We start from the raw sequence: 24013 nt of genomic DNA on the forward strand, positions 1-24013 counted from the left end.
TTAAGGGTAAAGGCGAAAGGTCCGGGCATAAAGGTGGTATTACAATCTTTACAAGGTGCTGTAGCGGAAATGGTGGCTGTCCCCGTAAATGCTGATACATCGATCATGCTGAATCCCCCCAACGGTGTAGCGGGTATTCAGGTTCGCAATGTTTTTAGTCTCACCGTTATTAACTCGCGTGATCCCGCGGATACACTTAAAAATCCGATCAAGCTCATTTTTGCTGCGCCGGATGATGATGATAGCAGCGAAGTAGCTAAGGTAGTGCTGACAGGCAAACGAGCGCCTTTTATTGACAGTGCGATGATGGCCTCCGTATCTGCGGGCGGGGAATGCGAGCCTTGTAAGCGGACCGCACTTATTGAGCATAAATCCGAACGGCAGATGCTGACCAATTATTTCATTATCTATGACCGCAGCCTCAAATTTGATGCCTTCACGATCTGTAAACATATCTATCGTAAAAGTGCCAATGGTAAAATTTTGGAACGTTACCGGAAAGTGTCCCCTGAGCTTTTTGCGCCTCGTGTTGGCAGTGAGCTTAACTTCCAGGTGATTAACTTTAGCCTGACAGAGAGCCTGAAGATCCTTAGCGATTCTGCAGACTTGTTTGTTGTGAGCAGTTCTTTCCAAAGTGTATTGAATGCACAGATGAATGCCACTATTTTAAAACCGCCGGCGGGCGAAGCGGTGGCAGGGGCTAAAGAGCCGAAAGGTATCGAAGCTGAGGCAGGTGGGCTCGAGGATTCTTCCCAGCTGTTGCAGCGATTATATAACGAGCTGTCAGACTATGTAACTGTATTTATTGGGTCTCCCTGTACGATTGAACAACACATAAAAACAAATGCGCCATTGATTTATTCCCATATCGGGCAGCAGTTTAAACTGGAAGGTACCCGTAACGACATTATCACGGGGCTCGTCAACAAATTTAAAGGTACGCCCGCTCAGCAGCTTGCAAATGATGTGGTCACATTACTTAAGTCGTTGGATGCCCTGAAGCCGCTGGCATATGCCACGCCGAGGCTTGGTAACCGTGATTATTACACCATAAAGGTGGTCAACGGTGCTAATGAGGTGGTGGCCAGTCAGCATATCAGGACCTCCTTTGGGCTCAAAATAGATTTTAGCGGCGGCCTGTTTATTACAGGGCTTAAAGATTATAATTATATCTTCAAGGATACTACCGTGATGTATGCTCCGGAAACCAATGCAGCCAAGCGTGACACTTCCGGGAGGATCATTACCCGGGAAACAGACAATAAGGTGAACCTGGGATTTGGATTTCTGGCGCATGTTTACCCGAGACTCAGCAGTAATTATAATATTGGTCTTACCACTGGTTTTATGGCCACGACCAACCTGGATCTCAATGTTTTACTGGGCGGCAGCCTGATGCTGCAATCTTTATTCGGAGAGAACACCAGGATAGCATTGAGCGGAGGAATGATATGGGGAAAGGTAAACCGCCTCAGCAAAGCAGTTTATGAAGGATTAAAGATGGAAAATGATAAGCCTGTATTTTACCCTACTTCGATCAATACACCTTCGGTTGTCAAGGTATGGGAGCGGAGTTGGTTTTTTGGGATCACTTACAATTTCAGACAATGAAAGTATATCACCGCTGCGTGATCTTTGTGGTACTCATGATCTTTACGGGGCCAGGTGAGGCTTTGTCCAGGCAAAATATGAGTTTCCTTGCTGTATCTGATATTCACCTGGATATAGACAAGCAGTCCCTTTCTGATGACAATACCGGCCCGGAACTTTGGAAGCAGGCTACGCAGAAAATAAGGGCGCTTTTGAAAGGCCCGGGAGCGCAGGGGAATAACAGGTGGAGCAAACCTGCGTTCCTGTTATGCCTTGGTGATCTGCCGCTGCATACAAACAAGGTAGACACTGCAAGCAAGAACCGCATGATAGTGCGGCAGACGCTTGAAAAGATAGCAGAGGACGAGGGGATACCGTTTATTTATACGCCGGGGAATAATGACCCGGAGAAAGGACGTTATGAAGAACTGCCTACCGCCACACTTTGTACTGCTGCATTTCCATTAGGCAAGGCCGGGAAGCTGAAGGTGCTGGCGCTCAACTCCGTCGTGTTCACTGCTGCATATGCAAAAAAAAATCCCGCAATTGCCGGAGACCAGTTGATAACTGCTTTGGCTACGCTGGAGCTTGAATTAAGAAAAGCGGCCGCTAAAGGCCAGAAAGTGCTGATCATGATGCATATTCCGCCGGGGGTGGACGCTTTTAAGGGGACGGATATGTGGGATTCTCCCAAAAAGTATGATATGGGTTTTTTGTCGCCACAGAACGCATTTCTTAACATTATAACGCCTTACAGGCAGATGATCGTAGGCATTCTTTCCAGCCATACCCACATGGATGGGATCAGCTTACTGTATGACCGTCAGAACAGGTTCAATAACCTGCTGATATCGGTTCCGGGTATTGATCCGGGCCACGGTAACAACCCGGCACTTAAGCTGTTTACCTTTCAGCGATCGACGCTGGAGATCATTGATTGTATGACGTTCTACGATAATTATTACCCTGGACGGAAGGCAAGGCCCTGGCTAGCCGACTATTACTCGTTCCGGCAGGTGTTGGGGTGTAAAACAGGCCAGCCAATGCGCAGCTGCGTGAAAAACCTGCTGCAGCTCGACTATAAGCGGCTTCGAAGGGCTAACCAGGAGATCTATAAAGTGCGGGGAGTGCCGGATGATGAAGATCCAGGCAGGGCTAACCGCTCATTGCTTGTTAAGTGGCAGCATAATGTGCCTGCAAAGAGCACTGCGATACAATAGGTGTTGCCAGGGCCTGGCACAACGATTGTTATTATTAAACTATGCCAGCCAGAAAGAAAATATCTAATCAGCGGCTATTAGCGGAAGCCCGCGAGGCGGAACGGTTGGGGGCAACAGACCAGGCCCTGCAGGGCTATAAGCAGGTAGTGAATAATGATCCCCTGTCCGAGGAAGCCTGGCAACGGCTGATGATCCTCCACCGGAAACGGAAAGATTATGCCGGAGAGTTGAAGATCATCGACCTCGCTTTGCAGGCATTTGATACCCATAACCGGGAGGGGCAAAAACAGTGGCTGCAGGAGAACCGGAAAGTAGCCAGCGTGGCGAAATCGCTTGCCAAAAGCCTGGGATTAATGGACAAGAAGGGCATCGTAATAGATGACAACCCGGTGTTGGAGAAATGGAGGCACCGGAAAGAGTGGGCCCAGGCGCGGCTGAAGAAGAACAAAGCTAAACGCCGTTGATGAGCTGCGCAGCAGGAACAGCAAAAGGATTTGATATGAAGCAATTTTCGAATATAATGGGCTATGCAGGCCGATATTTTACGAATACAGCATTCCTGGGCAAGGGGCCGGACCGGATGTCGGACATAGTATACACGGTGATCGTTGATGATCATCCCAGGCTGCATAGTTTCCTGTTAACCTGGAATACCCAAAAAGGCTGGCTGCGTGAGCAATTTGATGAAGCCGATGTGCCGTTTGTCCACGCGCTGCAAGCGGCGATAGATGAAGACGCGGGGCGTACGCGGGAATAAGTGAGCCTACAGTGGCGGTATTCAATTTTTTTTATTATCTTCGGATATATGACTACAAACCCCTGATATTAGCTTTTCGAGAGTCACATGTATTAATCCCTAATCCCCAAGCAAAATCACATGTATTATGCTCGTTCCCTACAAAGCGCCGGTCTACCGAGACCATAACGGCAACGAAATTTCCCCAGGCGGAAAATTCTGGGCAGGCCTTTTTCTCATCGTTTTCACACTGGGTAGTGCACTGTATATCATCGGCCATTGGCCGAATCAGATGCCTAAGCCGGGAGACGATGTACATTCATTCTATACCTATAGATGGTTCGGGGTGACATTGGTAACCGGCAACACCGCAGCCGGCCCGCTCGTCCACGTCAATACCCTTTTGCTGATCCTGGTGGCCTTTGGCGGATTCCTGGGCAATATGATCTACATCGCCGCTTCCTTTACCACCTATGTAGGTTCGGGTAAATTCAGGAAAAGCTGGACGCTGTGGTATTGTATCAAGCCGTTCTCAGCTGCCGCACTGGCCCTTGCCATTTACTTTGTTTTCCGCGGCGGCTTTTTGAACATGAGTGATTCCAGCTCCAATATTAACATCTATGGGCTGATGACATTATCTTTCCTGGCCGGGCTCTTTACAGACCGTACTGCGCTGAAGCTGAAAGAGGTCTTTGATGTACTGCTGAAGCCTAAAGAAGAACGCCCGGATGCACTGGAGAATGATCTTCCAAAGGTAGTGAGCGTAAAAGCAGATCCGCTTGAGGCTGGGAAGGCGGTATTGATCACGCTTTCCGGCACACAACTGGACAAAGAGACAGCGGTGATCACTATTGAAGGACAGCCGGTAGCCGCCACGCTGGACGTGAAAGCAGACAGCATCAGCTTTACTTATACGCTGCCCGATGAATTAAAAGATAAAGAGACTGTGACGCTCTCCGTGCAATTTGAAAAGGATAAAGCCGCCAAGACATTCCCGCTGGCAGTAGTAAAAGCCATCGCCGGAACAAACGGTAGCGATAACGGCGTTCAGCAACCCGCAGCCGATACCTTGACGGAGGAGGATATTGTACCGGATGCGCCCGAACATGTAAATGGAGAACAACCCCTGGTAAAAGAATAGTGTATGAATAATTTTATCACCACAGATTTCCTGAACCTGCGCAACCAGCCCGCGATTGCAAAGGGTAATGTGATAGCCGTTATGCCACCGGATACTGTTGTTGAAAGCGTGAATGGGGCAGACGCGCCCGGCTGGCTGAAGGTAAAGGTCGTGTTAGGGAAAACACTGGCCCAGGGCTTTGCTTCCCGGAAATATTTGCAGTCTACCGCCATGGGGCTGCCCGAAGAACAGCCAGCGGCTGCTGCCGCTGCGATACCTGCTGTTCACTATCCACCGGGCGATCGGAAGATCAGTCGCAGCCAGGTCAATGGCAGGGCATATCCGCTGAATGAACCGGGCCTGTTAAAGGTGGCGCTGGACCAGATTCAGGGAGCGACGGAGAAATGCGCTGCCATACACAACCTGGTGGAGTACCTGGATGTAGAGCATAGCGCACGCTATGCGCCGGGCGGCGGCAGCACTTATTGCAACATATATGCCTATGATGTGGCTTATTGCCTGGGCGCTTATCTTCCCAGGGTATGGTGGTCGGCGGAGGCGATTGTTCAACTGCAGCAAGGGCAGGCGCTCGTGCCCAGGTACGATCAGAACATAACGGAATATACTGCCAACCGGATCTGTAACTGGTTTGATCAATATGGCGTATCCTTCGGGTGGCAACGTTTGTTTGACCTGACAGCGCTCCAGGACGAAGTGAATAAAGGGAAGCTGGGTATTATCGTTGCACAACGTATTAACATGAGTAATCCCGGGCATATTGTGGCCCTGGTGCCAGAGAATGACCAGCACAGCGCCAAACGAAATAGTACCACCGTGCTATCGCCGCTGCAATCACAGGCGGGCGCCAGGAATAAAAAGTATTTCACTGGCCTGAACTGGTGGGAGGACAGCAGCCGTTTTAAAAAGTTTGGTTGCTGGATCTGGGGATGACAGACCGGTGTTGATCAGAAGAAAGAACCTTCCATCTTTTCACAATAGGCTTCCAGTTTTTCCACGAAAGCCTGCATATGATCTAACAGATCCGCATTTATTTCTTCCAGGAGCGGGATGGGGCCGTTGTTCAAAAAACGGCAGGCTACCAGGCAGGACTTTTCATTTACTTTATTAAACGTGAACTCGTAGACCAGGGAAAGATCCATTTCCGGGATGCGGCAGCTTTCTGCATAGAAGATCGCTTGCGCAGATATATTTACGCGTAGCGGTGATACAATGGCCTGGTAATCTTCAAATGTGCAGTAATGTACGCTGCCGATAAACACGGCCGGGATCTCCTGTTCTACTTTGAGCAGGCCGGGCACCCATTCGGCCCGGGCGGGGATGTTGGTGAGGGCCATGTATACATCGCGGTAATTGGCAGGGACAGAGATTTCCAGGTAGCCGGTATCGTCGGCTGGGTAGTCGTTTTGTAGCGGAGGCGGTTCTGGCACGCTTTCCCGGGCTTTGCCGAGCAGGGCGAAGCGATAGTCTACTTTGCCGATGGAGGCGTATTCTTCGGAAGAGCTGGCCCATTCCAGCTCGTCCGGTTCAGCGAGAACGGCGGCTTGTCCGAAGAGCTTTTCGGAGATGAGCAGGTATTCGTTGTTATCGATGTGATTCTTTAACAGGCGGTGTGCAATGATCATTTCGGGGCCGGATTGTTTGACGAAGCGTCCGACGGAGATCTCTGCAACAGGGCCGTGGTGGGCAACGAATTTTAAGGTGAGGTTGGTAATAGCCTGGCAGGCGCCGCAGGCGCAGACCATGTGCTGCTGCATCCATTTGCGCTGGTAGTGGAAGGCGTTGAAGATGTTGAGGCAGGTGGTAAGGATTTCCTGCCGGGTGGGAGCGGGGCCTTTTTTTACCAGGAGGACGGCGTCGCCCTCGATTTCGGCTACTTCGTATTCGTCGCCGATGGCTTTGACCATGGCATCGATGAGCATGTTGATGGCGGTGGTGGAGTGTGAGAGCTCAGTGGAAGTCATGAACTCGGTGAAACCGCTGATGTCCGGGATGAGAATGGTGGCGTTGGTTGTTGGCATGGTTTGGGGTGGTTTGTGTATAAAGGTAAGCAATCCTGCTCACAGCTCCACCAGATTATTCTTCACCGCATATAGCACCAGTCCCACCCTGGTAGACACATTCAGTTTTCTGAACAAGGCTTCCCGGTATCCGTCCACGGTTCTTTCACTGACAAACATCTCCTTTGCAATCTCCTGGTAGCTTTTTTCGCTACAGGCTCTGCGGATAAATTCCAGTTCACGTTGTGACAATTTCACAAATGTATTCAGGGGGGAATTTTCGTTGACGAGCTGACTGATAGACTGCATTACCTTTCTTGTTACCAGGTCGTTGAAGAAGAACCCGCGGGAAAAGACCTCATCAAGGGCTAGTTTCAGTTCTTCCGGTTCTGCATCTTTAAGAATGTATCCTTTTGCCCCATGACGGATCATCTTGATAATGGCCACCTCCGATTCCATTGTGCTCAGGGCCAGGACGTGAATACCCGGTTGATTAAGACGCAGCCAGTCGGCGGTCTCATACCCGTTCATGCGCGGCATGGTCACATCGAGAAGAATAATATCCGGCAGGCGTTGGTATTTCAGCCGTTCGATCATTTCACGGCCGTCGGAGGCTTCAAACAATACCTCATAGCGGGGGAATAGATTGATGAGTGCAGCCAATCCTTTCCGGAACATGGTGTGGTCATCTACAATGGCGATATATCTTGTGTCAGGCATATGGTACAATTATGTGAATGGATGTTCCCTCTGCAGGGTTGCTGTTGATGGCAGCTGTGCCGCCGATCAGGTGTGCCCTGTTGAGGATATGCTGAAGGCCCAGGCCTTCCTTCTTTTGAATTTCCTGGTCTACATTAAAACCGCAGCCGTTATCACGCACGGTGATCTGCAGGGCCTGCGGCTGATATTGCAGGTCGATCACCACCTGCGTAGCCCTGGCATGTTTCAGGATATTTTGTAAAGCCTCCTGGATCATCCGGAACGACAACAATTTGGACTGCTGGTTAAGGGGTCGCTCTTCGGGGCTTACGTTAAAAATGATGTCTACTCCGGCGCGTTGCATCCGCCGCACTTCTTCCTGGATATTGTCTGTGAGGGCAAAGGACTGGATCCGGTCGCTGCTCAGGCTTTTAGCGATATTCCGCAAGGCAGTGAATGCGCTGCCGATCGTTTCCTTTACTGCTTTCAGGTCTTCCCGCCCGGTGCTTTGCTGCTGTTCAATGATATTCAACTGCACTTTTGCAGAGCTGAGCAGCTGGCCTACGTTGTCATGGATCTCCTGGCTGATGGCATTAAAGGTCTCTTCCTGTATCTCTAATTTGGACTGTAAAAGCTGTTTTTCGAAAACATCCTGGATCTGTTGTTTTTCCCGCCTCATCTGCAGCTTCTTGTTATTATATGACCAGATCATTACCAGGAACAGGATGCCGATGAACAAGAGCACCAAGGTAATGGCGACAATGATAGCGACTATCTGGATTTGGGGATCTTGCATAAAATAAAAGCATAACTGTAAGCCAGATATAATATGATATTGGGAACCGGCATAATAGCCTTATAAAGGCTTTTACCCCATAACATCACCCGGTGGTCCTGCAGAAATTGCTGCAGGCCCAGGAGCACCAGCGTGACCAGGGCAAAGAGCAGGAACCCTGCATTGATCCAGAAATATGGCTCCTTCCATAGGCTCAATCCAACTTCATCCCGCAGCGCCAGTCTTAAAAGGATAAAACACGAAAGTACAATAGTGAGTATTTGTATCAATATTAAAGAAAAAGTATTGAAAACGGCAGTGCCTTGTAAAAACAGGTAGTTCAGCAGGATTATCAGCATGCACAGAAATGAGATACCGGTAAAGGTGGCCCGCTCATTGTTGTGCAGCTGCAGCATTCTTCCCATCAGATATAAGCGCAGCGGGGTTTCCAGGAGCAGATTCAGGTTATAGATTGCATAATTGGGTAACCAGGGTATCCAGCCCAGCGTTTTGTAATTGGTGCCGGCGATCTCGATCAGGTTAACGATGACCAGCATGGGCAGAAACAGGGCTATCTTATATTGACTGAGCCCCCTGTAGCACAGGATAGCCAGCAGGAGGCTCAGTAATTGGGCGTATTGGTACAAATGTAGTTGCATGTGCTTAGGGCTCTAGTTCGCCTAAATTGTAAGCTTTACCGCCGCTGGCCGCAGCTTTGGCGGCATCACCGGCAGAGTCTTTGAAAAAGGGAATAATGAAGGTGGTGATACGGTTTCGCCTGGCTTCGAGGGCTTGTTCTTTCCCGGCCGCAGATAAGGCATTCACCCTTGCCTTTGCTGCCTGTTGCAGCATGTAGTTTTGTTCGCGAACATGGGGGCTGGTAATTGTGGTTTTGTCTTCCATGAGGAAACGATTTGAGGTTAATGTTGAAATGATGGGGTTAAATTAAGCAAGACATCAGAACCGGAAAACAACGTGATCTTCCTCTCCAGCACAATTACCTGATATTCATGTTATATGTAAAAACGTAAAAAGTAATAAACGGGAGATCTCACATGGGCGCCCCGTAAAAGCACCCTCCTTAAAAACAGTCTTTACCCCCTTGTGATGCCGTGAGGGGCATGGTAGCTTTGTGATGTTCAAAACCGTAAGCAGGAAATTACAAACTTTCCAGCAATTGACAAGCCCCAGATGTAAACTCCATAACAATGAAAAAGCAACTGCAATCCGAACTGCAGGCCATTCAAGGCCACATTAACAAGAACTATAAAAGATGGTTTAAGCGGTATCCCAACCTTGAAGGCGTGCATGTGGGACCTAAAAAGGTAAAGGGCGAAGCCTTAGCGGATACCTACGCCATTGTTTTTCATGTAAGCAAAAAAGAGCTGCAGCCTGAAAGGGAGGTACCGAAATTAATGCGCGTTAAGCAGGGGGACCAGGAATATATGAAAGTGCCCACAGATGTGATAGAGACCGGCAGGCTGCAACTTACGGGCATAAAGATAGGAGAGCAGACTAAAAATGAACATTCGCCTCTGGTTGGCACTATTTCGTATTACTTCTCCACCCCCAGGGGCGTTTATCTCAGCTCCAATATGCATGTGCTGGCCCCACAGCTGTTAAACCGTGGTCAGGTGTTCTATGATGTCCGGAGGGGGGATCCCCCTCAATCGATCCTCTTATTCAACAATGTAATTGCTTCCACAGCACAATTGATCGTCGCTATTTTTAACGGAATCGATTTCGGTTTTGCCAAAGTAGATAATCCCCAGGTGCCGGAAGTGATCGAAAGGATCATTAAGGAAGTAGGAGCGGTAAAAGGAGTGTTTGGATTAACAAATGCTAATGTTCATACCGTTCAGCTTTCGTTTTTTGGCACATCTTCCGGGCAAAGGGGCTGTACCGTTACCGAACTGGGTGCAATTAAAAACACAAAATTTGAGCGCATCTTTCTGAAGAACCTGATCAAATTGAACAGGTGCACCCTTGATGGCGATTCCGGCGCCCCGGTTTTTGATCAGCGTAACAGGCTGGTCGGCGTAATTATCGGCCGGGATAAGGATGCCAGTTATGCCATTCACATCGATGATATAATAAGTTTTTTCCAAACCTCAAACCTTTAAGTCATGAAGCGCTTATTTTACCTATTAGTTATGCTGTCACCACTGCTTTCGTATGGCCAGACCTTCAAAATCAGGATCGGCGGAGCAGCAGGTCAGGAGATCGATATCAGTTCCATCCCCGCCGGCCTTATGTTTACGGATGAGATCAAGAACCTTGAAATTAAAAAAGAACCGTCGGACAATCCGGCTCAGACATTCAGTGTAGTTGCAGGTGGTACTAATTTGACATTTCTTAGCGACGGCGCCTTTCATCCTTTGTCTTTTCCTTCAGATATCAGGGAAACCGGTATTACGATCAATGATGCAGCCGGCGGGGTAGCGGCAGGACCATTTCTATTGCACAAAAGCCCTGTAGCTCCCGTCGCCGGTGTTGCCAATGACCAGGTAAAGATCGATATGCCCGCCGATAAAACCGCTACAGACTATTTAGTGAATACACTTTTTAGGGATCAGATCTCGGACCTGGAAGGTGTGGGACTGCAATTGTTATTAAGCAATCGAAACCCCCGTAAGACTTCCAGGTATATGGGGCATAAGTACATCCATCTTTTCTTTGATCAGAACGGGAATAGCCTGATCCGTTCGATCCCTGTGGGCGCTGGCAAAACCAATTATGTGGTGCATGTGGTATACCTGGTACCTAAAGGGAATCCGCTGCGTGTTGAGTATAAGGCTAACCAGAACACGGCAGATATAGAAGAAGGGACCATTATCCGGGGAGACGGCAGCCTGCAGAACAATTTACGCTTACAGGGGCTGGCTCCTGCGGATAAAACAGTTACTTTAGAATGGGCGCATACCGAAACCCTGTTCACGCCTTCCAGTTATGATATCAGCTTCGATATTGTCAGAAACGGCTTTGAGCTAAAGGAAGAAAACCTGGAAGCTACTACGCCGGTGGTGGTTGCCTCCAAAGTGATCAAGGTGAAGAAGATCTTTCATGGCAGTATAGACGTAGGCGTGTTAAAGACCAGACTGGAGAATCCCACATTTGCACTGGTTACATCTGACGCGGATCCTAATCTACAGGTGATCAAAAGAACCAACACCGGATCAAGGGTATTGGCGTCGGCGATGTATACCTTTTACCTTTCCCCTGTTGTATTGATCGAAAAACTGTTGATGCCGGAGAAAGTACGGAACTACAAGCTGGAAGGAAGAAGCTTTGCGGATGACCATAAAATCTACGAACGTATTTATCCTACTGCGGGTATTGGTCTTAATGACCGCTTGCTGGATAATATTTTTGTAGGTGGGAAATGGGAATTCATCCGGGGCGGATCAGTATTTCTGGGATACCATTGGGGTAAGGTAAGTACCCTGGAAATGGACCCTGGATTTGAGTTCGAAAAAACGGAAGTATCTCAGGCTGCCTTTGACCTGAAAACGAACAATACCTGGATGGGCGCATTCTGTTTTGGGCTTAACCTGGATGTACGGATCATTACGAACTTGTTTCAGACCAACACCACCGCACCGTAACCGTAAATCCGTTATATTTGTTCATACAACACGCCTGACTATACCAGCAAATCTGTAACCATTTATTTAACCTCAAACTGATCCTTTTATGAAATTGAGCCCCCATGTCATGTTCTTACCCCTTTTGTCGGGTATGCTTTTGTCTGCCTGTAATGCTAACAAAACAAATCATCATCTCGAGGAGGAGGTAAAGGCTTTGAGAGCATCACATGCTGCCTGCAAGGCGCGTGAAGATAAACTTAGGATCCTGGAGAATCTGTTCAATTCAAAAGATTCACTGGCGGAAGCGGAAGATGGAAGGGAAGTAGAAGCTAAGAATGCGAAATTGTGCACTGACACCTTTCCAATAGAGATGGAGAAACATGGATTTAAACCACATGCGGGTGGTCCCGTAGGCCGTCCTCCAAAAGCGCGGCAAGTAACGATATCAGAAGATTTTCATGGGAGACTGCTGTTAAATTGGATGGAGAATGTTGTTAAAACATATGATTCTAAAGGGCTCGGTGAAAATGTTCGGATCAAAGTTGTTTTCGGCCTCTATACGCGACAATTTCTGGATGGTGAACGTGTCGGTACTGTTTTAGGCAGAAAAAAAATTGACCGCGTCGGCGTATTCCTGGTGCCCTATGACAGAAGAGCGGATACGCCATTTGTTAAGAGTGCCGGGAAGGTATATGATCTTGGAGGATTGGATCCGTGATAGGAATGCGCTCAGGGATTTTGAGCGGTAATATTCCAACCATTTTTTCTACGTCCCTTATCTTTGCCCAGGAATTACGCTCGAATGCCGCAAGAACAAACACCGCTCCGCAAAATCATCCACATCGACATGGACGCCTTTTACGCGTCCATCGAGCAGCGCGACCATCCTGATCTGCGCGGCAAGCCCATCGTGGTAGGTGGTTCTCCGGAAGGCCGGGGCGGGGTGGTAGCCACGGCCAGTTACGAAGCCCGGAAATTCGGTGTCCGCTCCGCTATGCCGTCTAAAAAAGCGCAGCAGCTTTGTCCGCAGGCTATTTTCGTACGTCCGCGCTTTGATGTCTACAAAGAGGTATCCAGGCATATCCGCGAGGTCTTCCATCGCTACACGGATCTGATTGAGCCCTTATCCCTGGATGAAGCCTACCTGGATGTTACGACCGATAAACAAAACATCGGCTCTGCCATTGAGATCGCTAAACTGATCAAGCAGGCAATTAAGGAAGAGCTGAATCTTACTGCTTCTGCCGGTGTCTCCATTAATAAGTTTGTAGCCAAGATCGCCTCTGATATGCAGAAGCCGGACGGGCTTACTTTCATCGGCCCTTCTGCTATCGAGGCATTTATGGAACAGCTGCCGGTGGAAAAATTTCATGGGGTAGGCAAGGTAACCGCAGATAAGATGAAACGAATGGGCCTGTTCACCGGCGCTGATCTGAAGAAGCTCTCGGAATCAGACCTGGTACAGCATTTTGGTAAGACCGGCCGTTTCTATTATAAGATCGTACGGGGGGTGGATAATAGGGAAGTAGAGCCGCACCGGGAAACGAAATCACTCAGCGCAGAAGACACTTTTCCCTATGATCTTACCAGCCTGGAGGAGATGAATGTGGAGATAGACAAAATCTCCCTGGTAGTGCATGAACGTTTGAAGAAATACGGGCTTAAGGGCCGTACTATCACCATAAAAATAAAATACAGCGATTTCAGGCAGATTACCCGCAACCAATCTTTGCCGCAGCCGGTGAATGACGTGGAAACCATCAGCAGCATTGCCAAACAGCTGCTGGCTGCTACGGAGCCGGAAGATAAGAGGATCCGCCTGCTGGGAGTAGGACTTTCCAATTTCGGAGAGATACAACCGGATAGCGGAAAGGATAGGGGCGCCTGGCAACTGGAGCTGTTTTAAGCAAACGACCATACCTGATGACTGTCAGCGAAGCAAAAAAAATCATACAAGAATGGGTGCAGCAGGAAGCCATTCATCTTCCCGGCTTCTGTGGCGCTTTTTACCATGGTTCCATCAACTGGCTGGAAGAGGATGATCTACTGCCAGCGACTTCCGATGTAGACCTGATCGTTGTTTTGAAAGATCCGCAGGGATATTCATCCGGGAAGTTCATGTATAAAGCGCTTTTGCTGGAAGTGTCTTATTTAAGCGTCGACGAATTCCAAACGGCGGAGCAGGTCCTAAGCAAATTCTACCTGGCAGGCAGTTTCAGGAAGCATGGGATCATTGCAGAAAAGGGTACACATCTGTCAACACTGCAACAACAGGTGGGCGCACAGTATGCCAATATTGAATGGCTACGTAAACGTTGTGATCATGCCCGGGGACTGGCGTTGAACTCCCTGGAGCCGCCGGCGGCAGGCACTCCCTTGCACGACCAGGTGACGAGCTGGCTCTTCGCAAGAGGGCTCATGGTACATATACTGCTGGTGGCCGGCCTGAAAAATCCTACTGTTCGTAAAAGATACCTGGAAGCGAAATTATTGCTGGAGGCATATCATCTGCCGGAATTTTATGAACATCTGCTGGAATCCACCCATTTTGCTGCGCTGAGCAGGAAAGCGGTGGAAGGGCATTTGAATGCCTTAACAGCAGCTTTTGATTGCGCGGCCAGCCTGATCCGCACGCCTTACCGTTTTGCAGCGGATATCAGCAGTACCGGCCGTGCTGTAGCGATTGGAGGGAGTTATGAACTGATCAAAGCGGGTTATCACCGGGAAGCAATGTTCTGGATCGTGGCCACTTATTGTCGCTGTCAGCACGTGCTATCAAAAGATGCACCGGCAAAGGTGCGAAAACAGCATGATGCAGGATTTATGGAATTGCTCGAAGCGTTAAAGATCACTTCCCTCCATGAAAGGAATCAAAGCAACGGGGTAGCGCGTGGATTTATCGGGGAAGTGGAACAAACAGCAGCCATCATTATAGCACACAACCAGGAAATTCAGTCATAGATCTCATTGATCTCTTTCGCATATTTCTCCATAATGGCAGCCCTGCGCAGGCTCAACTTAGGCGTTAGCTCTCCGCCTTCAATACTCCAGCTGTGCGGCAGTAATTCAAATTTCTTCACCTGCTCTACCTGGTTGAATTCCCGGTTATAGTTATCCACGATCGTCTTATACAAGTGCCGTACCTCCGGGTCCTGTACCAGGGCTTCCTGTGAAGTGGTGTTAATACCTTGTTTCTTTGCCCATTCTTTGAGCGCAGGAAATACCGGTACGATGAGGGCGCTGGTGAATTTGCGATTGGCGCCCAGCACCATCACCTGTTCTATGTAGGGGCTTTCTTTAAACCGGTGCTCTATGGGGAGCGGGGCTACGTACTTTCCTCCGCTGGTTTTGAACATCTCCTTTTTACGGTCGGTGATCTTGAGGAAACGGCCTTCCACGAAAGCGCCGATGTCCCCGGTATGGTACCACCCGTCGATGATGACATCCGCGGTAAGATCGGGACGGCGGTAGTATCCCATCATCACATTTTCGCCCTGGCAAAGGATCTCTCCATCATCTGCGATCTTCACGGCAACGTTGGGGATCAGCGGTCCAACGGTGCCGAACATACGATCTTTCTCTTCGAAACGGTTTACGCTGATCACGGGCGATGTTTCGGTGAGCCCATAGCCTTCCATGATCACGATCCGCGCAGCGGTAAAGATCCGGATCAGGCGTACCTGGCAGGCGGCTCCGCCGGTAACGATGCACTTGACATTGCCGCCTAAGGCTGCACGCCATTTGCTGAACACCAGGGCATCGGCGAGCGACAACTGCAGGCGGTAAGTTAAAGGCAGCTTTTGATTGATCTCAAAACGGGCGGCGAGATCGTGTGCCCAAAAGAAGAGCGTTTTTTTGATGCCGCGGAGCTCAGCGCCTTTATCCATGATCCGGTCGTATACTTTCTCGAGGAGTCGCGGAACGGTGGTGAACAGGTGCGGACGCACTTCCCTGAGGTTGTCGCCGATGCTTTCCAGGCTCTCTGTATAATAAATGGGAATGCATTTGAACAGGTAGAGATAGGTGACCATCCGTTCAAAAATATGATTGAGCGGCAGGAAGCTGAGGGCTCTTAAAGGATTTCCGGGAGGGAAGCAGGGCAGGGAGTTCTGCACATTGCTGAAGATGTTGCGGTGTGAGAGCATCACGCCTTTCGGTGTGCCGGTGGTACCTGAAGTATAAATAATAGTGGCCAGCTGATCTGCCTGTATGGTCTCCGCAATGGCGGCGGCGCGGGCAATGCTCTCTTCATCTGCCAGGGCCAGGATGCTGCTCCAGTGAGGAGCGCCGGCTACCAACTCAAAGGTATAGATCTCCTCCAAGTAGAACAGCTGATCACGCAGGGCGGATACCTTTTCAAACAGGATATCGTCTTGCGTAAATACCAGTTTTACTTTCGCGTCCTGCAGGATGAAACTGAGCTCATGCACATGGATGGTAGGATAGATGGGCACCAGTACAGCGCCAATGCGTTGAACGGCGAGATCGAGCATCACCCATTCGGGCTGGTTCCTGCAGAGAATGGCGATCTTATCACGGCCTTCGGGCGACCAGTCATTAGCACTGATACCGGCTTTGAGGAGTCCCGCGCTTAGTTTATCGACAATATCCTTTACTTCCTGCGTGGTGTAGGTTCTCCAGCTGCCTTGTTCTTTGGCGGCGAGTATATCCGGTAGCGGGTTGTTTTCGAGCTGATAGGGTATACAGTCGAAGAGTCTTTTGGGATCAAGCATAGCCGTGGAATATGGGTTAACAGCAAGTTATTCAATTTTTCTGATAGTTGGCCGGACTGCTGCCAGTCCAGCGTTTGAATGCCCGGGTGAAAGCGCTCAGCTCATTATATCCCAGGATGTAAGAGATCTCTTTTACGGGGTACTTGCCTGATGCGAGGTAATGCAGGGCCAGTGATTTACGAACGGATTCTGCCAGTTGCTGGTAGCTGAGGCCTTCCTCCTGCAGGCGTCGTTGCAGGGTACGCGGACTGACATTAAAATTGGCGGCCAGTTGTTCCAGTGAAGGAATGCCGAGATAGGCATTGGCCAGCAGGTAGCTGTTGAGCCTTGTACGCAGGTTAGGAATGGCGTTCAGGTTTTGGTCCATGGCGCCTGTTTTTTGTAGCAGCAGGCTTTGCAGCTCGTAATTGGCGGTAAGGATGGGCGCATCCCAGTACACTTTGTCGAATTCGATGAGATATTCTGCAGATGGCTGGATGGCATCGCAACGCAGTACCCGCTGGTATTCTGCGGCATGGGATGCATCAAAAGGCATTTTGATGTGCAGCGGCTGGATCTTTTGCAGCACGAGTCCGTCCAGTTCGTGCAGTGTATAAGCCATGAAGAGGTCCATCATCTGTCGGAAGGCGAAAGTGTGCTCCTGGCGATCGTCTTTATAGGGAATGAATTGTACGGTGAAACGGTGTTGCGCTGTGTTGAGCTGCATGCCGAAGAGATCAGTGATCAGGTGAATCATAGAAGCGGCGTAGTTCAGCGCTTCTCCCACCGTGCTGCTGTGCTGGATGATCAGTCCGACGGCGCCGAGGGCGGCGGCCTGCATAGACTCCCCGAGGTGAAGGCCGAAGAAAGGGTCCTGGCTCAGGTGGCAGGCATTGCCCCAGAGATCGTTCAACTGTTTAGGCGTAATGCTGAAAGGAGCATTGCTTTGCAGGCTGCTAAGCGAGAGCCCCGCCAGAGAGCAGAGATGGGCAGGCGATACTTCCCGTTGCGCCGCGTATGAGAGTAATTGCAATACCAGTCCTTTCTGCAGGTCCATATGCCGATAATTTTCCGCCAAGATAAGGGGAATTCCCAAGCGGTGAGGAGCCCTGGCGCGAAATGATCAATGATTGGCGCGAAAGGAATAATATATGGGGAGGCTGTATTATATTGTAGACGCAAATAGTAATAAAAGTGAGTGACCCAATTGTTTTCATCAACGATGCCTTTCTGCCCGCATCAAAGGCTACCCTGCAGGTAAGCGACCTGGCCATTCAGCGCGGATATGGCATTTTCGATTTCTTTAAGGTCCTTGATTATCAGCCGGTGTTCATTGATGAGCACCTGGACCGCTTCTATCGTTCTGCAGAGCAGATGCGCCTGGATCCGGGCAGAGACCGGGAGCAGCTGAGGGATGTGATCCGGGAGCTGGCGGAGCAGAACAATATCGCCGATGCGGGTATCAAGATCACGCTGACGGGAGGTTATTCGCCGGATGGCTACAGCATTACGCAGCCTAATCTCATCATCACCCAGCAGCCCCTGAAAATGCCCGATAAAGCGGAGTTCCGGAAAGGATTGCGTTTGATCAGCTATGCGCATCAGCGGCAGATGCCGCAGGTAAAATCGCTGGATTATCTGATGGCCATCTGGCTGCAGCCACTGATCAAAGAAAAAGGGGCGGATGATGTGCTGTACCAGCTGAACGGCCTGGTGTCTGAATGTCCGCGGTCTAATTTCTTTATTGTAACGGCGGATGATACAGTGGTAACATCTACACAGCCACTGAAAGGTATTATACGGATGAAGACCCTGGAAATAGCCCGGAAACAGTTTAAGGTGGAAGAACGGGAACTGAAGCTGGAAGAAGTGTACCAGGCGAAGGAAGCATTTATTACCAGCACCACGAAACATATCCTGCCTGTTGTGCAGCTGGATGGAAGAACGATCGGTGATGGAGAGCCGGGAAATATCACAACGATCCTGAACATGGAACTGGACGATTACATCTATACGGATGAACAATAAACCCTATTTGGAACAATCGTTCTAAAATACTATCTTTGCATTATCATGGCACGAAACAAAGCGTTTGATCCGGAGGAAAGGTTGGGAAAAGCCCGTGACCTGTTTTGGGAGAAGGGCTACCATGCTACATCTATGCAGGACCTGGTAGAGGCGATGCAGCTGAACAGGGCCAGCATATATGATACCTATGGCGATAAGCATGCGCTGTACCTGCAATGCCTGGCCAATTATGCAACGGATAAGCGGGAGGATTATAAACGATCAGCAGCAGGAGTGGAGTCGCCTATACAAGCGGTGGAATGTATTATCCGCAGGGCATTGGAGCGAACGATTGCAGAAGGGAAGGCCTGTATGGTGGTGAAGTCTTCCTTTGAGCTGGCCGAGGGAGATAAAGACGTGCGGGAGCTGTTGAAGAAGGATGGCGCCCGGTTGACGAAAGTGCTGGAAGAGCTGCTCAGGAAGGCACAGGCTGCAGGGGAGATCACAAAAGAGAGAGACCCGGTGATGCTGGCGAATTATATAGTGGCGACGTTTAGCGGGTTGTGGCAAACGAATATCATCTCCGGTAATAAGAAGATGGTGCAGCAAATGACGGATTTTTTGATCGAGGTGGTGAGACAGTGATCACCTTTTTTTAGGAGTAATATTGGAATGAGCGTTCTGGAACAGCTACTAGCCGCTAGCTCTTAGCATTTAGCAACCCGGTATTGTAGTGTTATTAACATACTAAAGCTAATAGCTAGCAGCTAAAAGCTAGCAGCTCTCAACATTAATATATACAAACATTCAAATTAATCTATGAAACGTCTGACAAACAAAGTAGCCCTGGTAACGGGCGGCAGCCGCGGAATTGGCGCTGCCATTGTAAAACGTCTTGCCGCAGAAGGCGCGAATGTGGCATTCACTTATGTAAGCTCTGCTGAAAAAGCGCAGGCCATATTAAAAGACGTAGAGGCCACGGGTGTAAAAGGCCTGGCCATTGCTGCAGACAATGAAAGCGCTGATGCGGTGATTGCTGCTGTAGATAAAACTGCCGCCACATTTGGCCGTATAGACATACTCGTTAACAGCGCCGGCATCTGGGATGCCAAACCTTTTGAAGAGCATGTACTGGCAGATTTTGACAGGCTGGTGGCCGTAAACGTAAGAGCGGTATATGTGGCCAGCCAGGCGGTGCTGCGTTACATGCCCGAAGGCGGCAGGATAGTGACCATCGGCAGCAACCTCGCTGAAAGAGTATATGCTCCCGGTATGACGCTTTATTCCATGACCAAGTCTGCCCTGGTTGGCTTTACCAAAGGCCTGGCGCGCGACCTTGGCCAGAAAAAGATCACCGTTAACCTGGTACAGCCCGGCGCTACCAATACCGATATGAACCCGGCGGATGGCGCACATTCCGACTTCCAGCGTAACTACATGGCTATCCCTGAATATGGCGACCCTGCAGGTATTGCCGCCATGGTAGCCCTGCTGGCCAGCGAAGAAGGCCGTTCTGTTACCGGCACGGAAATAACTATTGACGGAGGCACAAACGCTTAAGCCATCATGATCAAATATATCGCCGCCTTTGGCGTTTTCGGCATTATCACCACGGAGTTCGGGGTGATTGGCATCCTGCCGGAACTGGCCCGCTACTATCATATCAGCATCGACAAAGCAGGCATCCTGCTGAGTGCTTTTGCATTGATCATCGCCCTGTGCGGGCCATGGGTAACATTACTCTCCGCCGGCTTTGACCGTAAGAAAGTAATGCTGCTGACGCTGGCCGTTTTCGTAGTGTCGAATACGTTATCTGCCCTGGCTGGCGTGTTTGAAGTGCAGCTACTGGCGCGGATACTGCCCGCCTTTCTGCACCCGGTATATTTTGCCACCTCCATCGGCGTAGCGATGAGCACTGCTAAAAAAGGCGGTGAGCATAAAGCGGCAGCGGTGATCTTTGGCGGGGTAAGCCTGGCCACGGTGGTAGGCGTGCCCTTTGCGACGTATATGGCCAGCGTGTTCAACTGGCAGGCGTCGTTTATCGTAGCAGGCATTGTGAATGTATTGGCTCTGCTCAGCATCTGGTGTTTTGTACCAGCTATGCCGGTGACAGCAAAAGCGAGCTACGGGCAACAGCTACGTATACTCATGCGGCCTTCTTTTTTGATCACCGCGATATCTGTTACCATGCTGCTGGCGGCGATGTTTGCCATGTATGGCTACTTTGCCGGCTATATGGAAAAAGTATACGGCCTTAACGGCGCCCAGGTAAGCACCATGCTGATGCTGTTCGGCTTTGCCGGTGTGGCGGGTAACTGGGTGGCAGGCCGCCTGCTGAGCAAAAGCGTGGTAATGACCCTGCAGGGATGCCTGTTAGCCTTAGCGCTTATTTATGCGCTGCTGCATATCGTAACGGGCTTTTCATCGCTGGCAGTGATGCTGATCGCCGTATGGGGCTTTGTGCATACGGCCTGTTTTGTGGTGGGCCAGAGCTGGATCATGTCGGCCGCACAAGGCGCAGAAGATTTTGCCAACAGCCTGGGTGTTTCCTTTGGTAACCTGGGCTTAACATTGGGCGCGGTGATCAGCGGATGGGTAATCGCTCACCTGGGCATTCAGCATACGCCCTGGGCCAGTATGGGCCTGGTGATCATTGCATGGATCCTGGTGCTGATACGTACCAGGACAAAAATGGTTTACCGTTTGTCGTAAAATCATCAATTGATACGGGCCGTTCATCAAAAAAAGACAGCCATAGCGGAATATTGTGTTATATTTCTAAGGTTTGATCACGTTATAAACCGGAATTATCTAACCACAATTAGCAACCCGCTTATGGCTGTCTTTAATTTAACCATTAACAATGAGGACTTCAAAGTAGATGTGGATCCTCAGATGCCGCTGTTATGGGTGATCCGCGACTTTGCCGGCTTAACCGGCACCAAGTACGGATGCGGTATTGCGCAATGCGGCGCATGTACCGTACACCTGGATGGCACGCCGGTTCGTTCCTGCTCTATACCGGTGTCATCGGTGAACGGACAAAAAGTAGTGACCATCGAAGGGCTCTCTGAAAAAGGAGACCATCCGCTGCAGCTGGCCTGGGAAGAAATGGACGTACCGCAATGCGGTTACTGCCAGGCAGGCCAGATCATGACGGCGGCCGCGTTATTGAAAGACAAACCGCAACCCAGCGACCAGGATATTGACAACCTGATGTCTGGCAACATCTGCCGTTGCGGCACCTATAACCGTATCAAAAAAGCCATTCACCTGGCTGCGAAAGGAGGTCAATCATGAGCACATCCACCATGAACAGACGCAACTTTCTCAAGATCGGTATCACCGCAGGCGGCGGTCTCGTATTGGGCCTGGAATGGCTAAGTTCGTGTAACCCTGCAGGTAATGGCGCGGCAGAAGGCGCAATGCAAACCCTGAACGCATTCATCAAAATAGGCACCGACGGTTTGGTGACCATCATGGCGCCTAACCCCGAAATAGGACAGGGCGTGAAAACTTCCCTGCCCATGATCGTAGCGGAAGAGCTGGACGTAGACTGGAAAAGTGTGATCGTTGAACAGGCGCCCCTGGATACCGACAAATTCAAACGTCAGGTAGCCGGAGGCAGCGGCTCTGTACGCGAAAGCTGGGAACCTTTCCGCACCGCCGGCGCTACCGGTCGCCAGATGTTGGTGAACGCCGCCGCTGCGCAATGGAAAGTGAATCCCGCTACCTGTACCACCGAAGGGGGGATGGTGCTGCATAAAGAAAGCGGTAAAAAGATCGGCTATGGTGAACTGGTAGAAAAAGCAGCGACCATGCCGGTGCCCACCGACGTGAAATTTAAAGCGCCCAATGCCTATAAGATCATCGGTACCCGTACTACCAATGTTGACCTGAAGGCCATCGTGACGGGAAAACAAAAATTCGGCATCGATACCAAACGTGAAGGCATGTTGTATGCTACGGTGGTTCGTCCGCCGGCGTTCGGACAAACCCTGAAAAGCTTTGACGATAGTGAAGCGCGTAAAATGCCGGGTGTAAGCAATGTAGTGTCTTTCGATAACAAGATCGCGGTACTGGGCAGGAGCACCTGGGAAGTAATGCATGCCGCCCGGGCCATCAAAGCAGAATGGCAGGATAACGGCAGCCTGGAAAGCACCGCAGATTATAAAGCTAATTTCAATAAAGCCCTGGAGGGACTCCCCGAGGAACCAAAAAGAAAAGACGGCAATATCAAAAAAGCCTTTGCATCAGCCGCCAGAACATTCGAAGCTACTTTCGAATGTCCCTTCATTCCGCATAATACCATGGAGCCGATGAACTTCTTTGCGGATGTAAAGGCAGACGGGGTAGAACTGCATGGTCCTATCCAGTTGCCGGATAAAGCCCGTAACACCATCGCTGAAAAGTTCAAGATCCCCAAAGAGCAGATCAAAGTAAGCATGACCCGCATGGGCGGCGGCTTTGGAAGAAGGCTGATGACAGATTTCGTGGAAGAAGCCGTTGCCATTTCGCAATTGGCGAAAGCACCGGTGAATGTGTTCTGGAGAAGGGAAGACGACATGAGCGGCGGTTATTATCGTCCCATGGCTTTGTACAAATACAAGGCAGCGGTAGACGCCAATAATAAACTGATCGCCTGGCATCATCATTCTGTAGGAATTTCCGGCAGCACTGCCAGGGAGAATAATTTCCCGGCCGGTGCGGTAGAGAACCTGCAGGTAGATGTGCATGATTATAAATCCCCGGTTACTACTGGTCCGTGGAGAGCGCCGATACACAATTACATCGCTTTTGCAGAAGAATCTTTTATAGACGATATCGCACACCAGCTAGGTAAAGATCCGGTAGCTTTCCGCCTGGAATTGCTGGAGCAGGCCAAGGCGAAGCCAGTGGGTAAATGTGATTATGATCCTGACCGTTATGCTGCGGTGATCAAAAAAGCAGCAGACATGGCAGGGTGGGGGAAACCTAAACCGGAAGGGGTTTACCAGGGCATTGGCGCGCATTTCTCCTTCAAGACCTATGTAGCGCAGGTGGCGGAGATCACTAACGTAAACGGACAATTGAAGATCAGCAAGATCTATTGCGCCGTGGATTGCGGTACCGTGATCAATATGAGCGGCGCGGAAAACCAGGTAGAAGGCGCGATGATAGACGGCCTGGGACATGCGATGTATGGAGAGCTTACGCTCACCAAAGGTAAACCTGATCAATCTAATTATGACCGCTACCGCCTGATACGTATGCAGGAGGCTCCGCCGGTAGAGATCCAGTTTATTCGTAATAATGAAGCACCTACAGGTTTGGGAGAACCGGGCCTGCCGCCGGTAGCAGCGGCGGTGGCAAATGCCATTTTTGCCGCTACGGGGAGGAGATTGAGATCCCAGCCGTTTATGAATACGGGAGGCGTGTTTACGATGGAGAAGAAGGTGGAGGGGTGAGGGAGTTGACAGTCGTAAGTCGTAAGTCGTAAGTTGACAGTGGTCAGTTGTCAGTGGTCAGTTGTCAGTGGTCAGTTGACAGTTGTCAGTTGACAGTTGTCA

Annotated in this window: 24 protein-coding genes; 17 read left to right on the forward strand and 7 right to left on the reverse strand. The window is 50.1% G+C overall.

The annotated features are described in order from the left end of the window. Positions 1–105 precede the first annotated feature (105 nt). From ACR9Y8_RS00220 to ACR9Y8_RS00245, 6 genes are all read left to right on the forward strand, one after another. A complete protein-coding gene (locus tag ACR9Y8_RS00220) occupies positions 106–1611 on the forward strand; it encodes a hypothetical protein (protein WP_481211202.1) in 1506 nt (501 codons plus the stop codon). Continuing rightward, positions 1608–2810: a metallophosphoesterase gene (locus ACR9Y8_RS00225; RefSeq protein WP_481211203.1), complete on the forward strand. Its 1203-nt coding sequence runs from the start codon at positions 1608–1610 to the stop codon at positions 2808–2810. The genes ACR9Y8_RS00220 and ACR9Y8_RS00225 overlap by 4 nt, the downstream gene beginning before the upstream one ends. 41 nt (positions 2811–2851) lie before the next feature. Beyond that, positions 2852–3274, forward strand: coding sequence for a hypothetical protein (locus ACR9Y8_RS00230; protein ID WP_481211204.1), 423 nt, complete (start codon positions 2852–2854; stop codon positions 3272–3274). A gap of 35 nt (positions 3275–3309) precedes the next feature. After that, entirely contained in the window at positions 3310–3567 is a 258-nt protein-coding gene (locus tag ACR9Y8_RS00235) for a hypothetical protein (protein ID WP_481211205.1), read from the forward strand. 127 nt (positions 3568–3694) lie between these two features. After that, on the forward strand, positions 3695–4687 hold the full coding sequence (locus ACR9Y8_RS00240; protein WP_481211206.1) for a hypothetical protein: 993 nt from the start codon (positions 3695–3697) through the stop codon (positions 4685–4687). A gap of 3 nt (positions 4688–4690) precedes the next feature. Further along, the gene (locus ACR9Y8_RS00245) at positions 4691–5617 is read left to right on the forward strand and encodes an SH3 domain-containing protein (protein WP_481211207.1); all 927 of its coding nucleotides are present in this window, start codon (positions 4691–4693) and stop codon (positions 5615–5617) included. Positions 5618–5631: 14 nt separating this feature from the next. On the opposite strand, the gene ACR9Y8_RS00250 is transcribed toward ACR9Y8_RS00245, so the two are convergent. From ACR9Y8_RS00250 to ACR9Y8_RS00270, 5 genes are read right to left on the reverse strand one after another with little or no spacing between them, the layout of a single operon-like run. Beyond that, entirely contained in the window at positions 5632–6705 is a 1074-nt protein-coding gene (locus ACR9Y8_RS00250) for a DUF2652 domain-containing protein (RefSeq protein WP_481211208.1), read from the reverse strand. 39 nt (positions 6706–6744) lie between these two features. Further along, on the reverse strand, positions 6745–7404 hold the full coding sequence (locus tag ACR9Y8_RS00255) for a response regulator (RefSeq protein ID WP_481211209.1): 660 nt from the start codon (positions 7402–7404) through the stop codon (positions 6745–6747). Then, positions 7397–8179: a sensor histidine kinase gene (locus ACR9Y8_RS00260; RefSeq protein ID WP_481211210.1), complete on the reverse strand. Its 783-nt coding sequence runs from the start codon at positions 8177–8179 to the stop codon at positions 7397–7399. The genes ACR9Y8_RS00255 and ACR9Y8_RS00260 overlap by 8 nt, the downstream gene beginning before the upstream one ends. Continuing rightward, the gene (locus ACR9Y8_RS00265; protein ID WP_481211211.1) at positions 8155–8817 is read right to left on the reverse strand and encodes a hypothetical protein; all 663 of its coding nucleotides are present in this window, start codon (positions 8815–8817) and stop codon (positions 8155–8157) included. Before ACR9Y8_RS00265 ends, ACR9Y8_RS00260 begins: the two co-directional genes overlap by 25 nt. A gap of 4 nt (positions 8818–8821) precedes the next feature. Next, positions 8822–9061 (reverse strand): hypothetical protein, encoded by a 240-nt coding sequence (locus tag ACR9Y8_RS00270; protein ID WP_481211212.1) that lies wholly within the window; start codon positions 9059–9061, stop codon positions 8822–8824. Positions 9062–9366: 305 nt separating this feature from the next. Here ACR9Y8_RS00270 and ACR9Y8_RS00275 point away from each other — a divergent pair, with 305 nt between their 5' ends. The 5 genes from ACR9Y8_RS00275 to ACR9Y8_RS00295 all read left to right on the forward strand — a co-directional run bounded on the left by ACR9Y8_RS00275 (position 9367) and on the right by ACR9Y8_RS00295 (position 14706). Further along, positions 9367–10281, forward strand: a complete 915-nt coding sequence (locus ACR9Y8_RS00275; RefSeq protein ID WP_481211213.1) for a chymotrypsin family serine protease — start codon at positions 9367–9369, stop codon at positions 10279–10281. Positions 10282–10284: 3 nt separating this feature from the next. After that, entirely contained in the window at positions 10285–11763 is a 1479-nt protein-coding gene (locus tag ACR9Y8_RS00280; RefSeq protein WP_481211214.1) for a hypothetical protein, read from the forward strand. A gap of 88 nt (positions 11764–11851) precedes the next feature. Further along, positions 11852–12463: a hypothetical protein gene (locus ACR9Y8_RS00285; protein ID WP_481211215.1), complete on the forward strand. Its 612-nt coding sequence runs from the start codon at positions 11852–11854 to the stop codon at positions 12461–12463. Between the two features lie 84 nt (positions 12464–12547). Next, the gene (gene dinB, locus ACR9Y8_RS00290; RefSeq protein ID WP_481211216.1) at positions 12548–13651 is read left to right on the forward strand and encodes a DNA polymerase IV; all 1104 of its coding nucleotides are present in this window, start codon (positions 12548–12550) and stop codon (positions 13649–13651) included. A gap of 17 nt (positions 13652–13668) precedes the next feature. Beyond that, positions 13669–14706, forward strand: coding sequence for a hypothetical protein (locus ACR9Y8_RS00295; protein WP_481211217.1), 1038 nt, complete (start codon positions 13669–13671; stop codon positions 14704–14706). On the opposite strand, the gene ACR9Y8_RS00300 is transcribed toward ACR9Y8_RS00295, so the two are convergent. Both ACR9Y8_RS00300 and ACR9Y8_RS00305 read right to left on the reverse strand, forming a co-directional pair. Continuing rightward, the gene (locus ACR9Y8_RS00300; protein WP_481211218.1) at positions 14697–16478 is read right to left on the reverse strand and encodes an AMP-dependent synthetase/ligase; all 1782 of its coding nucleotides are present in this window, start codon (positions 16476–16478) and stop codon (positions 14697–14699) included. The two genes, ACR9Y8_RS00295 and ACR9Y8_RS00300, sit on opposite strands and share 10 nt — an antisense overlap. A gap of 31 nt (positions 16479–16509) precedes the next feature. Then, positions 16510–17514: a helix-turn-helix domain-containing protein gene (locus tag ACR9Y8_RS00305; protein WP_481211219.1), complete on the reverse strand. Its 1005-nt coding sequence runs from the start codon at positions 17512–17514 to the stop codon at positions 16510–16512. A 137-nt stretch (positions 17515–17651) separates the two neighbouring features. Here ACR9Y8_RS00305 and ACR9Y8_RS00310 point away from each other — a divergent pair, with 137 nt between their 5' ends. The 6 genes from ACR9Y8_RS00310 to ACR9Y8_RS00335 all read left to right on the forward strand — a co-directional run bounded on the left by ACR9Y8_RS00310 (position 17652) and on the right by ACR9Y8_RS00335 (position 23911). After that, entirely contained in the window at positions 17652–18485 is an 834-nt protein-coding gene (locus tag ACR9Y8_RS00310) for an aminotransferase class IV (RefSeq protein WP_481211220.1), read from the forward strand. Between the two features lie 45 nt (positions 18486–18530). Then, positions 18531–19109 carry a TetR/AcrR family transcriptional regulator gene (locus ACR9Y8_RS00315; protein WP_481211221.1) on the forward strand — a complete coding sequence of 193 codons (579 nt, stop codon included), beginning with the start codon at positions 18531–18533 and terminating at the stop codon, positions 19107–19109. A gap of 174 nt (positions 19110–19283) precedes the next feature. Beyond that, positions 19284–20024 (forward strand): SDR family NAD(P)-dependent oxidoreductase, encoded by a 741-nt coding sequence (locus ACR9Y8_RS00320; RefSeq protein WP_481211222.1) that lies wholly within the window; start codon positions 19284–19286, stop codon positions 20022–20024. Between the two features lie 6 nt (positions 20025–20030). Next, complete coding sequence (locus tag ACR9Y8_RS00325; protein ID WP_481211223.1) at positions 20031–21176, forward strand: MFS transporter; 1146 nt, start codon at positions 20031–20033, stop codon at positions 21174–21176. 123 nt (positions 21177–21299) lie between these two features. After that, positions 21300–21764, forward strand: coding sequence for a (2Fe-2S)-binding protein (locus ACR9Y8_RS00330; protein WP_481211224.1), 465 nt, complete (start codon positions 21300–21302; stop codon positions 21762–21764). Positions 21765–21775: 11 nt separating this feature from the next. After that, positions 21776–23911, forward strand: coding sequence for a xanthine dehydrogenase family protein molybdopterin-binding subunit (locus tag ACR9Y8_RS00335; RefSeq protein WP_481211225.1), 2136 nt, complete (start codon positions 21776–21778; stop codon positions 23909–23911). The last annotated feature ends 102 nt before the right edge of the window (positions 23912–24013 follow it).

The organism is Chitinophaga sp. SVR4-12A (genome assembly GCF_056754765.1).

What these genes read in the sequence shown, in the direction of transcription:
- ACR9Y8_RS00260 (WP_481211210.1), bottom strand. Translation starts at nt 8,179, where the DNA reads ATGCAAGATCCCCAAATCCAGATAGTCGCTATCATTGTCGCCATTACC.
- ACR9Y8_RS00280 (WP_481211214.1), top strand. Translation starts at nt 10,285, where the DNA reads ATGAAGCGCTTATTTTACCTATTAGTTATGCTGTCACCACTGCTTTCG.
- ACR9Y8_RS00230 (WP_481211204.1), top strand. Translation starts at nt 2,852, where the DNA reads ATGCCAGCCAGAAAGAAAATATCTAATCAGCGGCTATTAGCGGAAGCC.
- ACR9Y8_RS00250 (WP_481211208.1), bottom strand. Translation starts at nt 6,705, where the DNA reads ATGCCAACAACCAACGCCACCATTCTCATCCCGGACATCAGCGGTTTC.
- ACR9Y8_RS00325 (WP_481211223.1), top strand. Translation starts at nt 20,031, where the DNA reads ATGATCAAATATATCGCCGCCTTTGGCGTTTTCGGCATTATCACCACG.
- ACR9Y8_RS00330 (WP_481211224.1), top strand. Translation starts at nt 21,300, where the DNA reads ATGGCTGTCTTTAATTTAACCATTAACAATGAGGACTTCAAAGTAGAT.
- dinB (WP_481211216.1), top strand. Translation starts at nt 12,548, where the DNA reads ATGCCGCAAGAACAAACACCGCTCCGCAAAATCATCCACATCGACATG.
- ACR9Y8_RS00240 (WP_481211206.1), top strand. Translation starts at nt 3,695, where the DNA reads ATGCTCGTTCCCTACAAAGCGCCGGTCTACCGAGACCATAACGGCAAC.
- ACR9Y8_RS00335 (WP_481211225.1), top strand. Translation starts at nt 21,776, where the DNA reads ATGAACAGACGCAACTTTCTCAAGATCGGTATCACCGCAGGCGGCGGT.
- ACR9Y8_RS00255 (WP_481211209.1), bottom strand. Translation starts at nt 7,404, where the DNA reads ATGCCTGACACAAGATATATCGCCATTGTAGATGACCACACCATGTTC.
- ACR9Y8_RS00220 (WP_481211202.1), top strand. Translation starts at nt 106, where the DNA reads ATGCTGAATCCCCCCAACGGTGTAGCGGGTATTCAGGTTCGCAATGTT.
- ACR9Y8_RS00315 (WP_481211221.1), top strand. Translation starts at nt 18,531, where the DNA reads ATGGCACGAAACAAAGCGTTTGATCCGGAGGAAAGGTTGGGAAAAGCC.
- ACR9Y8_RS00265 (WP_481211211.1), bottom strand. Translation starts at nt 8,817, where the DNA reads ATGCAACTACATTTGTACCAATACGCCCAATTACTGAGCCTCCTGCTG.
- ACR9Y8_RS00300 (WP_481211218.1), bottom strand. Translation starts at nt 16,478, where the DNA reads ATGCTTGATCCCAAAAGACTCTTCGACTGTATACCCTATCAGCTCGAA.
- ACR9Y8_RS00270 (WP_481211212.1), bottom strand. Translation starts at nt 9,061, where the DNA reads ATGGAAGACAAAACCACAATTACCAGCCCCCATGTTCGCGAACAAAAC.
- ACR9Y8_RS00225 (WP_481211203.1), top strand. Translation starts at nt 1,608, where the DNA reads ATGAAAGTATATCACCGCTGCGTGATCTTTGTGGTACTCATGATCTTT.
- ACR9Y8_RS00295 (WP_481211217.1), top strand. Translation starts at nt 13,669, where the DNA reads ATGACTGTCAGCGAAGCAAAAAAAATCATACAAGAATGGGTGCAGCAG.
- ACR9Y8_RS00235 (WP_481211205.1), top strand. Translation starts at nt 3,310, where the DNA reads ATGAAGCAATTTTCGAATATAATGGGCTATGCAGGCCGATATTTTACG.
- ACR9Y8_RS00320 (WP_481211222.1), top strand. Translation starts at nt 19,284, where the DNA reads ATGAAACGTCTGACAAACAAAGTAGCCCTGGTAACGGGCGGCAGCCGC.
- ACR9Y8_RS00285 (WP_481211215.1), top strand. Translation starts at nt 11,852, where the DNA reads ATGAAATTGAGCCCCCATGTCATGTTCTTACCCCTTTTGTCGGGTATG.
- ACR9Y8_RS00245 (WP_481211207.1), top strand. Translation starts at nt 4,691, where the DNA reads ATGAATAATTTTATCACCACAGATTTCCTGAACCTGCGCAACCAGCCC.
- ACR9Y8_RS00305 (WP_481211219.1), bottom strand. Translation starts at nt 17,514, where the DNA reads ATGGACCTGCAGAAAGGACTGGTATTGCAATTACTCTCATACGCGGCG.
- ACR9Y8_RS00275 (WP_481211213.1), top strand. Translation starts at nt 9,367, where the DNA reads ATGAAAAAGCAACTGCAATCCGAACTGCAGGCCATTCAAGGCCACATT.